Below are 12,812 nucleotides of genomic sequence, written 5' to 3' on the forward strand. Positions count from 1 at the left end.
CGCGACGCCTGATTGTTTGGGTTGAGGGGCGCTGCCCCTCAAGCTCCCCGGGATATTTGGGGCAAGATAAAGATCAGAGCGTCAGGCTGTCGAGGAAGCCGGGCAGGGCGCGGGCGGGCACCTGGGCTTCGCGCACAAGCTGGTCGAAATGGCGGGTAAAGGCCTGGACCCGGTCGCTGTCGCGAAAGGCCACGTAATTGGCGCCCAGATAAAGCACCGCCAGAAGTGGCCCGAACACGGTGATTGGCGAGGAGAACAGCCGCCGCGCGTCGAACAGATAGACCCGCAGGGAGGGATAGAGCTGGTCATGCAGGGCGCGCAGGTGGGCGATCTGTTCGGCGCGGATGGCCTCGGGCAATCCCGCGTAATAGCCTGACGCCGTTGCGAAACTTGCCATCTCGTGCAGGGGCAGGGCAATCTCGTAATCCGAGTTCGAACCGCGCATGAACGAGAGCCGGTCCTCGGAAGCGCCAATGGCCTGGTCCGTGGTGCGCCCCAGGTGCGGGGCATATTCCCATTCCAGCATCGCACGGGTCTTGAGCATGTCTGGCAGGGCGGCGGGCACGTGGCGGATCTTGTAGCCCGCGGCCTCGAGGTGCCAGTCATAAATCTGCTCGTCCACCAGGGCCCGTGGGGCGCGGGTCAGGCTCAACGACGCCGCCAGCAGGTCGGCCGCTGGTTCCGGCCGGTCGCTGAGGCCCAGCAGCCAATCGGCGGACACGCCCAGGAAGCCCGCGCATTCCGCCACCAGTTGCGCATTTGGCAGCCGGGCACCTTCGTCCTTCAACAGCTGCGACACGGTCGACCGGTCCACCCCGGCGGCCCGTGCCAGAGCGCTCTGGTTGGTGTGTTTTTCATCGATCGCCTGGGCCAGACGGCTGCGAAACAGCAGGGCGCGGTCACGTTTGTCGGTTTTTTTGCTCATGTGGTGATTTAAATCACAATCGAGGGAAAATGTTAACTACTGACAGAATGCCCCAACGCGCCCCGCCCTGATAGCACAGGGGCGAAGGTAACGGAGGCAATATGGAAACGACGCGAAGATCGTGGGTGAAAGCAGTTTTGTGGAATGTTCTCGGTCTTTTGACCATGTCCGCTGTCGGGCTGGCCATGACCGGATCGGCGGTGGTGGGCGGGGCAATGGCCGCGATCAACACGGCCATCGGCTTTACCCTCTACATCCTCTACGAACGGATCTGGGCGCGGATCGGGTGGGGGCGTCATGGCTGAGCGCTCGATCCGCACCGAATGGCCGACCCTGGCCGTGCTGGCCGGCACCTATGCGCTCTGGGCCGTGGCGACGGTGTGGATCGGGCCGCTCTGGTTGGCGATCCCCTTGGCCGGGATCGCGGCGGCGCTGCAGAGCTCGCTGACCCATGAGATGCTGCATGGCCATCCGACGCGCACCCCCTGGATCAACGGGGCGCTGGTCTATCCGGCGCTGAGCCTGTTCATCCCCTACCTGCGGTTCCGCGACACGCATCTGGCGCATCACGATGACGAACGTCTGACCGACCCCTATGACGATCCCGAAACGAATTTCATGGACCCGGCGGTCTGGGCCGGGCTGTCGCCGCCCGTGCGGCTGCTGATGCGGGTGAACAATACCCTGGCCGGGCGCATGGTTCTGGGGCCCATTATCGGACAGATCCTGTTCATGCGCAGCGACCTGCGCGCCGTGTTCGGAGGGGACCGCCGGGTCTTGGCCGGGTGGCTGTTGCATATCCCGGCGGTGGCGCTGGTGGTCTGGTGGGCGACCTCCGTCGGGCAGATGCCCTGGTGGGCCTACCTGTTGCAGGCCTGGCTGGCGCTGGGACTGTTGAAGATCCGCACCTACCTGGAACACCGCGCCCATGAGGACACGCCCTGTCGCACCGTGGTGATCGAAAGCCGCGGCCCCCTGTCATTTCTTTTTCTGAACAACAACTTCCACATCGTGCATCACAGCCATCCCGGGGCGCAGTGGTGGCTGATGCCGCGCCTGTACTTTGCGGATCGCGAGGGCTATCTGGAAAGGAACGGCGGCTATGTCTATCGCTCCTACGTCGAGGTTTTCCGCCGCTACTTCCTGCACGCCAAGGATCCGGTGCCGCATCCGCTCTGGTCTGATCGCGCCTGAAATGCGATGAGGGGCCATGCAGGCCTGGATCCCCATTACAATTGCTGCCGCGTTCTCGCAGAACTTGCGTTTCATGCTGCAAAAGCGGCTGAAAGAGACGCGGCTGTCCACGGCGGGCGCGACCTTTGCGCGTTTTGCCTTCTCTGCTCCGCTGGTGGCGCTGGGCATGGTGGTCTACATGGGCGCGACGGGGCAGGGGATGCCGGCATTGTCCGCGCGGTTCTTCCTGTTTGCCTCGGTCGGCGGCATCGCGCAGATCCTGGCGACGATGTGTGTCGTGGCGCTGTTTTCGATGCGCAACTTCGCCGTCGGCATTACATTCAAGAAGACCGAGGTGATCCTGACCGCGCTCATTGGCCTTGTGGTGCTGGGCGAGGGCGTCAGCCGCGCGGGCGTGGTGGCGATTGCAATCGGCTTCGTGGGGCTTCTGGTGCTGTCCGACCCGCCCGAAGGGGGGCGCGGCTGGCGGCGGTTCCTCAACCGGGCGGCGGCTCTGGGGCTGGGGTCCGGGCTGTTGTTCGGCGTCTCGGCGACGGGCTATCGCGGGGCGACCCTGACCCTTGGGATCGAGGATGTGGTGGCGCGTGCCGGGCTGACGCTGGCTTTTGTCACGGCATTTCAGTCCCTTGTCATGGCGGCCTGGATGCGGGCGCGCGAACCGGGCGAGGTCACGCGGGTCTTTGCCGCCTGGCGGGTCGGGGCATTGGTCGGGCTCAGTTCAATGGTCGGCAGTTTCTGCTGGTTCACCGCCTTTGCGCTGCAGAATGCGGCCATGGTGAAGGCGCTGGGGCAGGTGGAGCTGGTGTTCAGCTTCCTCGCCACCATCTTTGTCTTCAAGGAGGTGGTGACGCGCCGCGAATGGGCGGGGACGGCGCTGCTGGTCCTCTCGATCCTGGTGCTGGTGCTATGGTTGTGAGGTGAGCCGGTCCGGCAGCGCCCGACCCTGGGTGGGCGCCTCGCAACGTAAGCGTGTTACAAGCGACCTGCCCCAAGCCCAATGTGTGTGAGGATTGCGACGTTGCAAAGCGCCCTCCCGTGGGAAGGGTCGGGCGCTGCCGGACCTGCGGCCCGGCGAGGCACGCATCTTCGCAAAAGCTCGATCGGCTTTGCGCCTCAGCTCACCCCAGCATCCGCGCGACCATCTCTGCCGTATCGGAAGAGATCCCCTTGGTGCCCAGAATGCGCTCCAGCGCCCCTCGGATCATCGCGCGGCGGTCGGCGTCGTAGCGGCGCCAGGTCTCGAACCCGGTGGTCATGCGCGCGGCGATCTGCGGGTTGACCGGGTCGAGCCTGATCAGCCAGTCGGCAAAGAGCTCGTAGCCCTTGCCCGACACCGTGTGGAACCCCGCGGGGTTCATCGTCAGGGCACCGAAGAGGGCGCGGAAGCGGTTCGGGTTCTTCCAGTTGAAGTCCTTGTGTGCGCTCAGTTTTTCCGCCACGTCCACGGCGTTCTGCGGGCTCGCGTGGGCCACTTGCATGGCGAACCACTTGTCGATCACCAGCGCGTCGCCATCGAATTCCGCATGGAACCTCGCCAGCGCCTCTTCGCCCACCTCGGCGTCCAGCAGACAGCCGAGGGCACCCAGTTTCAGGGTCATGTTGTCGGCGCGGTCGTAAAGCGCCTGGGCCGCATGGCCACCGTCCAGCCGCGTGGTCAGCGACAGAAGGCCCAGCCCAAGCGCGCGTTTGCCCGCCTGCGCGGCGGTCGGGGCGAAGGGGGCGGTGACGTCCATCTCGGCCGACAGGCGCGGTGCCACGTCCTGCAGATGCTCGGCCACCTCCTGCGCCAGCGTTTCGGAGGCGCGCCAGATCGCCAGCGGGTCGGGCGTGATCCCGGCGTCGAACAGGGTCTGGGCGATGTCGTCCTGGCCGGGCTGACGCAGGGCCAGGGCGCGGAATGCCGGGTCCAGCTGATCGTCGCGCAGCATGGTCGTCAGCGCCTGCAGATAAGCCGCGTCCGGTGTGCTGCCATGTGTCACCATGCCGACCAGCACGTCCTTGGCCAGCGCGCGGCCGGCCTCCCATTTGTTGAACGGGTCTGTGTCATGCGCCAGCAGGAAGGCGCGTTCGGAGGCGGAGCTGTCGCGTTTCAGGATCACCGGTGCGGAAAAGCCGCGCAGCAGCGAGGGCACAGGCTTGGCGGCCAGCCCATCGAAGGTAAAGCTCTGTTCAGCTTCGGTCATTTCCAGAACCGTGGTCGGCAGCACCTCGTCGCCGTTCGGGTTCAAAAGGCCCATGGCGATCGGAATGACGCGCGGGTCTTTCACCTCCTGTCCGGGGGTGGGCGGCGTTTCCTGTTTGAAATGAAGCGTATAGCTGCCGTCCCTGAACTCGTCCGTCACGCTCAGGCGCGGCGTACCGGCCTGGGAATACCAGCGTTTGAACTGGGTCAGATCGCGGCCGGTGGCATCCTCGAACACGCGCACCCAATCCTGGATCGTTGCCGCCTCGCCATCGTGGCGGTCGAAATACAGCTCCAGCGCCCTGTCATAGTCTTCCTGCCCGACCAGCGTGTGCAGCATGCGGATGACCTCGGCGCCCTTTTCGTAGATCGTTGCGGTGTAGAAGTTGTTGATCTCGACGAAACTGTCGGGCTGGACCGGGTGGGCCAGCGGGCCATTGTCCTCGCGGAACTGGCGCCCACGCAGCGACAGCACGTCGTTGATCCGGCACACCGCCTTCGAGCGCATGTCGCCCGAGAACTGCTGGTCGCGGAACACGGTCAGCCCTTCCTTCAGCGACAGTTGGAACCAGTCGCGGCAGGTGATGCGGTTGCCGGTCCAGTTGTGGAAATATTCATGGGCGATGATCGCCTCGATCCGTTCGAAATTGGCGTCGGTCGAGGTCTCGGGCGAGGCCAGAACGGCGGAGGTATTGAAGATGTTCAGCCCCTTGTTCTCCATCGCGCCCATGTTGAAATCTGACACCGCGACAATCTGGAAGATGTCCAGGTCGTATTCGCGCTTGTAGACCTCCTCGTCCCACGTCATGGACGCTTTCAGGGCCTCCATGCCGAATTCGGTCTTGCCCTCGTCCGGGCCGGGGCGGGTCCAGAGCTTCAGGTCGACGGTCTTGCCCGACATGGTGGTGAACCTGTCTTCGCGCGCCACCAGGTCGCCGGCGACAAGGGCGAACAGATAGGCCGGCTTGGGCCAGGGATCGGTCCATTCCGCCCAGCCCTCGCCCGCGCCGGTCGGGTTGCCGTTGGACAGCATCACCTTCTCGTCGCCCTCGATGCGCACGGTAAAGGGGGCCATCACGTCCGGGCGGTCGGGGTAGAAGGTGATCTTGCGAAAGCCTTCGGCCTCGCATTGGGTGCAATACATGCCGTTCGAGGTATAGAGCCCTTCAAGCGCCGTGTTCGTTGCGGGAGAGATTTCGACCTCCGCCTCCCAGGTGAACGCCCTGTCCGGCACGGCGCAGGTCAGCCCGCCCCTGACCATTTCAGGCGTGACCGGCGCCCCGTCGATGGCCGCGGAAATCAGGGCCGGGCCTTCGCCGTGCAGGAAGAAGTCGCGGTCCGAAGTGGCCGTGTTGGGTGCGAAACGGATGCGCGATTTGACCCGTGTCGCGGCGGGCGAGAGCGCGAAAGTCAGATGCACCTGTTCCACCAGCCAGTTCGGCGGGGTGTAATCGGCAAGAAAGATGCGGGTCTGCTCGGTCATGGGGCGCTCCTGATGGGATTCCGGTGGACGTTATCGCTCCCACCCGGGGGCTGCAAGACGGGGCGGCGCAGGTGGGTCGACGGGATGGCGGGCGATGCCGCTTGCGCCTCGGTTCAATTCCTCTTGCCCGAAACCGGTAAGTTTTTCTGACCACCGTATGTTGCCGATAGGAAACTTAGCCTCTACAAAAGAAACCGGACTGACATCAGGGAGGTCGCGATGGTCGATCGGGTTGAGCGCAGCGGGTTGCAGGTAGCCACGGAGCTGGCGGATTTCATCGAGGGGCGCGCGCTGCCGGGCACCGGGGTGGACGCCGGGGCCTTCTGGGCGGGCTTTGCCGCGATTGTCTCCGATCTGGGGCCGAAGAACCGCGCCCTGCTGGAACGCCGCGAGGAAATCCAGCAGACAATTGACAGCTGGCACATCGACCGGCGCGGACAGGCGTTCGACGCCGCAGAATACCGCGCCTTCCTGGAGGAGATCGGATACCTGGTGCCGGAAGGCGCCGATTTCACCGTGGACACCGCCAATGTCGATCCCGAGATCGCCGCGATCCCCGGCCCGCAACTGGTCGTGCCGATCATGAATGCGCGCTATGCGCTGAATGCGGCGAATGCGCGCTGGGGCAGCCTTTACGATGCGCTCTACGGCACCGATGCACTGGGCGATCTGCCGAAGCCGGGCGGCTATGACCCGGTGCGCGGCGCGCGGGTCGTGGCGCGGGCGAAAGAGATGCTGGATGCCGCCGTGCCGCTGGCAAAGGGATCCTGGGCGGAGCTGACCGATGTATCCCGGGCCGCCCTGGCCGATCCGGCCCGGTACAGGGGCTGGCGCGAGGGGGAATTCCTGTTTGAGAGGAACGGTTTGCACATCCGTGTGGTGGTCGACCCGTCCACGCCCGTGGGAGCAACCGACCCGGCCGGGATCAGCGACGTGATCCTGGAATCGGCCCTGTCGGCGATCATGGATTGCGAGGATTCGGTGGCCGCAGTGGATGCCGAGGACAAGGTGCTGGCCTATTCCAACTGGCTTGGCCTGATGGATGGCACCCTGACCGAAGAGGTGACGAAGGGCGGCAGGAGCTTTACCCGCAGGCTCAATGACGACCTGACGTTCGAGGGGCCGGATGGGGCGTTCACGCTCAAGGGCCGCGCCCTGATGCTGGTGCGCAACGTGGGCCACCTGATGAGCAGCCCGGCGATCCTGGACGGCGAAGGCCGCGAGGTGGGCGAGGGGCTGATGGACGCCATGATCACCACGCTCTGCGCCATGCATGACCTTGCGCGCGCGGGCGGCAATTCCGTCACCGGTTCGGTCTATGTGGTGAAACCCAAGATGCACGGGCCGGAGGAAGTGGCTTTCGCGGATGAGATATTCACCCGCGTCGAGGCCGCGCTGGGCCTGCCGGCCAACTCCGTGAAACTGGGCATCATGGACGAGGAACGGCGCACGTCGGTCAACCTCAAGGAATGCATCCGCGCCGCGAAATCGCGCGTGGCCTTCATCAACACCGGTTTCCTGGACCGCACCGGGGACGAGATCCACAGCTCGATGGAGGCCGGCCCGATGATCCGCAAGGGCGAGATGAAGAATGCGGCCTGGATCGCCGCCTACGAGGATCGCAACGTGGATATCGGCCTGGCCTGCGGGCTGAAGGGCCGCGCGCAGATCGGCAAGGGCATGTGGGCCGCACCGGACCGGATGGCCGAGATGCTCGACCAGAAGATCGGCCACCCGCAATCCGGCGCGACCTGCGCCTGGGTGCCGTCGCCCACCGCGGCCACGCTGCATGCGACCCATTATCACGTGGTCGATGTGCTGGCGCGTCAGGACGAGATTGCCGCCGGCGGCGCGCGGGGCACGCTGGAGGGGCTGCTGACCATCCCCGTGGCCCATGGGGTGAACTGGTCCGACGAGGAAATCGCGCAAGAGATCGAGAACAACGCCCAGGGCATCCTCGGCTATGTGGTGCGCTGGGTCGATCAGGGCGTCGGCTGCTCCAAGGTGCCCGACATCCACGACGTCGGGCTGATGGAGGACCGCGCCACGCTGCGCATCTCGGCGCAGGCCCTGTCGAACTGGATGCACCACGGGGTGGTGGACCGCGACCGGGTCATGGCCGCACTGCACAAGATGGCGGTCAAGGTAGACGCGCAGAACGCCGGTGATCCGGCCTATCGCCCGATGGCGCCGAACTATGACGGGGTGGCGTTCCAGGCGGCCTGTGACCTGGTGTTCCTGGGACGTGTGCAGCCCTCGGGCTATACCGAGCCGGTCCTGCACATGCGCCGTCAGGAACTGAAGGCGGCGGGCTGAACCGGGGGTTTTCCACCCCCGGACCCCGGAGGATGTTTGAAGAAAGATGAAAGGGGGCAGGTTTCCCCGCCCCTTTCCGGCCTGGTCCATCGCCTCCGGGTGGGGAAGTGGCCGGCGCGCAGGCCCCGGTACCACGCCACCCCCGGGCGTATTTCCGGGCGCGTATTCATGCGCCGGGGGCAGCGCGGGGCTGGATCAATGCGCCGCAGCTCTTTCGCCGCTGAAGAGGCTTGCGAGTTGGTGCAGCGCCGAGAGGCCGACCACCACGTAGACAAGGCGCGCGAGGAGCGACATGTCACCGAAGATCGCTGCCACGAGGTCGAAGTTGAAGGCACCGACGAGGCCCAGTTCAGGCCTCCCACGGCGAGCAGGACAAGGGAAATGGCGTTCAGCATCGCGGGCCTCCGATCACTTGCTGTCCGGGATCATCACCCGGTCGATCACGTGGATGATGCCGTTCGAGGTTTCGATATTGGCGGTGATGATGAAAGCGTCGTCCAGGTTGACGGTGCCGTCGCCATTCAGGGTGACATCGACCATCTCGCCATTGACGGTGCCGACCATGTCCTTGTGTGCGACCTGCTTGGCCACCAGCTTGCCGGGGCTCACGTGGTAGGTGAGGATCGCGATCAGCTGGTCCTTGTTTTCGGGCTTCAGCAGGGTCTCTACCGTCCCCGCGGGAAGGGCGGCAAAGGCCGCGTCCGTTGGGGCGTAGACGGTGAAGGGCCCGTCGCCCTTCAGCGTGTCGACCAGCCCGGCGGCGCCCAGGGCGGTGGCCAGGGTGGTGAAATTGCCCGCGGCGACGGCGGTGTCGACGATATCGGCTTCGGATGCCGCGGCGGGGGTGGCCAGCGCCAGTGCGAGGCTCAGGGCAGTCAGTGTGCGTTTCATCATAGAGGTCCTTTCCGGTTTCGATTTGTGCCCTTCGGGGCAGGAATTTCTTGTCGTGAAAAATAATTTCTTGCCAGTAACGGTTTCGTGTAAGGCACATTTCTTGCTTTTGGTGAAAAACGAGCGCAATAATGTTGAACCACGGGAAAGCCAATGAGGGTGCCATGCTGTCGGAGACATTGATCGAAGGGTTGGAGGCCTACCGAATCGGTGCGAAGATTCGCGCGCTCAGGGCGTCGAAATCCATGGGGCTGGCGCAATTGGGTGCCCACGCCGGCCTGTCGGCGGGCATGTTGTCCAAGCTGGAACGCGGGCAGGTGGTGCCGACCCTGCCGACGCTCATGCGGGTGGCGATGGTGTTCGGGGTCGGGCTGGATCACTTCTTCCAGCCCGGCGAGACCGCGCCGCTGGTGGAACTGGTGCGCGCGCAGGAACGCATGACCCTGCCCAATGTGCGCGAAGGCGACGTGACCTATCGCTTCGCCAGCCTCGACTACACGGTGCGGGGACGCCGGACCGAGGCCTTCCTGGCCGAATTTCCGAAAGGCGCCCCGGAGAGCGAGGCGCATGAGCACGACGGGGTGGAGATGATCCATGTGACACGCGGCTGGCTGGAGTTGACCATCCACAGGCGCACGCACCGGCTGGAGGCTGGTGACACCCTGACCTTCGACGCGGGTTTTCCGCACTCGTATTGCGGAGAGGGCCAGGCGCTGGTCACTCTGCGTCCCGAAATCTGAACGTGACCTCACAGGAGAGACAGATGAGCACGATTTCCCTGCGCCGGGCGCGCACAATCATTCGCAAGACCATGGAGAAAGGGGCCGAGATGGGGTTGAAACCGCTCTCGGTGGTGGTGCTGGACGCGGGCGGCCACCCGATCGCCTTCGAACGTGGCGAGGGCGCCGCGCCGGGCCGGTTTGCCATTGCCAACGGCAAGGCCTATGGCGCGGTAATGCTGGGCATGGCGGGCAAGGCACAGATGGCGCGCGCCGAGAGCCAGGCCTATTTCATGGCTGCTGTGAACGGAGTCTACGGCGGCCAGGTTGTGCCGGTCCCCGGCGGAATTCTGGTCAAGGACGCCAAGGGCCGCACCCTGGGTGCGGTGGGTGTGACCGGCGACACCTCGGACAATGACCTCGACGCCGGCGTGGCCGGGATCGAGGCGGTAAACCTGGTCGCCGAGGGCTGACCTCACGGCACAGGGTTTGAACCCCGGGCGGGAATGGCCTTATATGCGGGGGAATGCGTGAAAGAGGTTTCCATGTCCCGTCCGATCGTCGGCATCATCGGCAATTCCTACCTGCTCAATGACCAGTACCCGACCCATGCGGGGGGCACGATGAACTCGGCCGCTGTGTCCGAGGTGTCGGGCTGCATGCCGATGATCGTGCCCTCGGACCCGCGCTATGTCTCGGTCGGGGAACTGCTTGAGGTCTGTGACGGCTTCCTGCTGACCGGCGGGCGGCCGAATGTGCACCCCGAGGAATACGGCGAACCCCCGACCATGGCGCATGGGGAATTCGACCGCTGCCGCGATGCAATCACCCTGCCGCTGGTGCGCGCCTGTGTCGAACGCGGCCAGCCGTTCTTCGGCATCTGCCGCGGGTTCCAGGAGGTGAACGTGGCGATGGGGGGCACGCTTTACCCCGAGATCCGCGAACTGCCCGGGCGCATGAACCACCGCATGCCGCCCGACGGCACGCTGGAAGAGAAATTCGCAATTCGCCACCGGGTGCATTTCACCGACGGAGGCCGTTTTCACGATGTGCTGGGCGCCACGGAGGTGATGACCAATACGCTGCATGGGCAGGGGATCAAGTCTCCGGGGGCCCGGGTCGTGGTCGAGGGCACGGCTGACGATGGCACCCCCGAGGCGGTCCATATCAGGGACGCGCCCGGCTTTACCCTGTCGGTGCAGTGGCACCCGGAATGGCAGGCGGCGACCGACCCGGTCTCGCGCCCCCTGTTCGAGGCCTTCGGCAATGCCGTGCGCGACTGGGCGGCGGGGAAGTAGCGAGTCCCTGATAGAACCCCAGCGCAGAGACCCCTTCGCACCGCTGCTTGCCGGTCAGGCCATCAACCCCCTTGCCGAAACGGGTTTGCGGAGTCGTTATGCCCCGATAGAGCCAACGCACGCCCTGGCAGGAGGCCTCTATGAAACGCTCGCGCAACAACCAGATCATGGCAGAGGCGGATGAGATGATCCGCCACTACGGCTTTACCTTGCCGCCTTTCGCCTATTGGGTGCCCGATTAGTTCAAGGCCCGCGTGGTGGTCGACCGTCGCCTGGGCTGGGACATTACCGTCTACGGCCTGGGAATTTCGACGCGCCGGGCCTGTCCCTCTTCACCCTGCGCAACGGGCGGGTCGCCGATCTGCAACGCGATGGCGGCATGTGCCATGCCGAGAAACTGCTGATCTCGCGTCGGGATCAGATCAGCCCGATGCACACCCATGTCATCAAGGCCGAGGACATCATCAACCGCGGCGGAGCGACCCTGGAGATCCAGTTCTACGGCTCGGACGTGGACGGCAAATTCGACGAAACGGCGGGCGGCCCGGTCTACTGTGATGGCCTGCGGCGCTGCTTTGCTCCCGGTGGGGGCCTGCGCCTTGCCCCAGGTGAAAGCGTGACCCTGATGCCCGGCGACTGGCACGCTTTCTGGGGTGACGGGGGCGAGGTGTTGACCGGCGAGGTGTCGACCGTCAATGACGACGACCCCGACAATACCTTCCGAGATCCCATCGGGCGGTTTTCCGAGATCGAGGAGGGCGAGGCGCCCACCCACCTGCTGGTATCCGACTGCCGGAGCTGGTTGGGTTAGTCAGGTTTTTCGCGCGACATTGAGGCAAAGCCCCAACCATCCCGCCCCGGTGGCGGTCAGGCGGGACGAGGCGGTTGCTCGAAACAAGTCGGCAAGATGGAAACTCACCGGCTTTTTCAAGTTGCTGGGTTATCTCTTGTGCCCGGAATTCGGCAGCTGACCAATGCGTCGGACGGCGGAATGATCCGTCGCCGACAAAGGTGCATCGAGGATGACAAGTCCCGGCGCCTTACTGCAAGTCAACGAAGATCTGCGAGTCGACACCCGCTTCAAGCAGGCCTTTCCTGATCTCCTCGATCGAATTTGCGTCAGGTGAGCTGACGACGACCACATTGTTGACGACCAGTGAATACAACGGTGCCTCGGGCAGCGCGTCGGGCTCGAGGTTGGCCAGGTATTCGTTGGCGGCGCGTCGCGATATCGGCCCCCATATTCCGTCATAGGCGACACCAATGGTGTACTGAACGTCCATGATCATTTCCTTGCTGACGGATCGGCCATCGTTCAGATTCACCACGACCTGTTCAAGCGTTTCCGCATCCGTGACACGTTCGGGAATGAAAACAGTCCTGCAAGTTTCAACGTCTTTGTATCTGGTAACGGTTGTTTCGCTGTTTCCGGCGCCGATAGCCCCGCCAATGATCGCGCCGGCGGCGGCACCTGCATTGTCATCTGTGACGACTTTCCCGATCACGCCGCCAATTAGCGCTCCACCGATAACCTTTTCGGGTTCCCCGCCTTTGACGGTTTCCTGGTAGGGAACCGACGTTGTCTCGCATCTGGTTTCGTAGGAACCGGCAAATGTCTGAGACGCAAGCAGTGCAGATACTGTTGCAATTGCCAGAATTTTCATGGTCTTGCTCCTTCTTCCTGCGGGTCTCGGCAGTTTCGGCATAGCGTTTTCTGACTGCCGGCAATTTCCGTGTGCCGCGTAGCAGACTTCTGCCTCGTGGCTCGGTCGTTTGGTCTCAACTTGTGTTCAGCTAACTATGT

The 12,812-nt window shown here is 64.5% G+C and carries 12 protein-coding genes and 1 pseudogene; 8 read left to right on the forward strand and 5 right to left on the reverse strand.

What is annotated here, in order from left to right; all coding sequences use genetic code 11:
* Positions 1–73: 73 nt before the first annotated feature.
* The gene (locus Q1V43_RS09455; RefSeq protein WP_300516961.1) at positions 74–925 is read right to left on the reverse strand and encodes a helix-turn-helix transcriptional regulator; all 852 of its coding nucleotides are present in this window, start codon (positions 923–925) and stop codon (positions 74–76) included.
* A gap of 101 nt (positions 926–1,026) precedes the next feature.
* On the opposite strand from Q1V43_RS09455, the gene Q1V43_RS09460 reads away from it, so the two are divergent.
* The 3 genes from Q1V43_RS09460 to Q1V43_RS09470 are packed head-to-tail and all read left to right on the forward strand — an operon-like array spanning position 1,027 to position 3,035.
* A complete protein-coding gene (locus tag Q1V43_RS09460; RefSeq protein WP_300516963.1) occupies positions 1,027–1,230 on the forward strand; it encodes a DUF2061 domain-containing protein in 204 nt (67 codons plus the stop codon).
* A complete protein-coding gene (locus Q1V43_RS09465; protein WP_300516965.1) occupies positions 1,223–2,119 on the forward strand; it encodes a fatty acid desaturase in 897 nt (298 codons plus the stop codon). The genes Q1V43_RS09460 and Q1V43_RS09465 overlap by 8 nt, the downstream gene beginning before the upstream one ends.
* 16 nt (positions 2,120–2,135) lie before the next feature.
* Positions 2,136–3,035 carry an EamA family transporter gene (locus Q1V43_RS09470; RefSeq protein ID WP_300516967.1) on the forward strand — a complete coding sequence of 300 codons (900 nt, stop codon included), beginning with the start codon at positions 2,136–2,138 and terminating at the stop codon, positions 3,033–3,035.
* A 202-nt stretch (positions 3,036–3,237) separates the two neighbouring features.
* Here Q1V43_RS09470 and pepN read toward each other — a convergent pair whose 3' ends face one another.
* On the reverse strand, positions 3,238–5,784 hold the full coding sequence (pepN, locus tag Q1V43_RS09475) for an aminopeptidase N (RefSeq protein WP_300516969.1): 2,547 nt from the start codon (positions 5,782–5,784) through the stop codon (positions 3,238–3,240).
* Between the two features lie 219 nt (positions 5,785–6,003).
* Between pepN and Q1V43_RS09480 the strand changes: the two genes are divergently transcribed.
* Entirely contained in the window at positions 6,004–8,100 is a 2,097-nt protein-coding gene (locus Q1V43_RS09480) for a malate synthase G (RefSeq protein ID WP_300516971.1), read from the forward strand.
* Positions 8,101–8,295: 195 nt separating this feature from the next.
* On the opposite strand, the gene Q1V43_RS09485 is transcribed toward Q1V43_RS09480, so the two are convergent.
* Together Q1V43_RS09485 and Q1V43_RS09490 are read right to left on the reverse strand one after the other, a co-directional pair.
* Positions 8,296–8,394 carry a hypothetical protein gene (locus tag Q1V43_RS09485; protein WP_300517039.1) on the reverse strand — a complete coding sequence of 33 codons (99 nt, stop codon included), beginning with the start codon at positions 8,392–8,394 and terminating at the stop codon, positions 8,296–8,298.
* 114 nt (positions 8,395–8,508) lie between these two features.
* Positions 8,509–8,994: a fasciclin domain-containing protein gene (locus tag Q1V43_RS09490; protein ID WP_300516973.1), complete on the reverse strand. Its 486-nt coding sequence runs from the start codon at positions 8,992–8,994 to the stop codon at positions 8,509–8,511.
* Between the two features lie 161 nt (positions 8,995–9,155).
* On the opposite strand from Q1V43_RS09490, the gene Q1V43_RS09495 reads away from it, so the two are divergent.
* The 4 genes and pseudogenes from Q1V43_RS09495 (at position 9,156) to Q1V43_RS09510 (ending at position 11,819) form a co-directional block, all read left to right on the forward strand.
* Positions 9,156–9,731 carry a cupin domain-containing protein gene (locus Q1V43_RS09495; protein WP_300516975.1) on the forward strand — a complete coding sequence of 192 codons (576 nt, stop codon included), beginning with the start codon at positions 9,156–9,158 and terminating at the stop codon, positions 9,729–9,731.
* Between the two features lie 23 nt (positions 9,732–9,754).
* On the forward strand, positions 9,755–10,183 hold the full coding sequence (locus tag Q1V43_RS09500) for a heme-binding protein (protein WP_300516977.1): 429 nt from the start codon (positions 9,755–9,757) through the stop codon (positions 10,181–10,183).
* Between the two features lie 72 nt (positions 10,184–10,255).
* Positions 10,256–11,008 (forward strand): gamma-glutamyl-gamma-aminobutyrate hydrolase family protein, encoded by a 753-nt coding sequence (locus Q1V43_RS09505; protein WP_300516980.1) that lies wholly within the window; start codon positions 10,256–10,258, stop codon positions 11,006–11,008.
* A gap of 140 nt (positions 11,009–11,148) precedes the next feature.
* Positions 11,149–11,819 (forward strand): annotated as a pseudogene (locus Q1V43_RS09510) (D-lyxose/D-mannose family sugar isomerase).
* 229 nt (positions 11,820–12,048) lie between these two features.
* Here Q1V43_RS09510 and Q1V43_RS09515 read toward each other — a convergent pair.
* The gene (locus Q1V43_RS09515) at positions 12,049–12,672 is read right to left on the reverse strand and encodes a hypothetical protein (protein WP_300516983.1); all 624 of its coding nucleotides are present in this window, start codon (positions 12,670–12,672) and stop codon (positions 12,049–12,051) included.
* Positions 12,673–12,812: the final 140 nt, after the last annotated feature.

The organism is Aliiroseovarius sp. (assembly GCF_030148435.1).
Classification (GTDB): Bacteria; Pseudomonadota; Alphaproteobacteria; order Rhodobacterales; family Rhodobacteraceae; genus JASBTN01.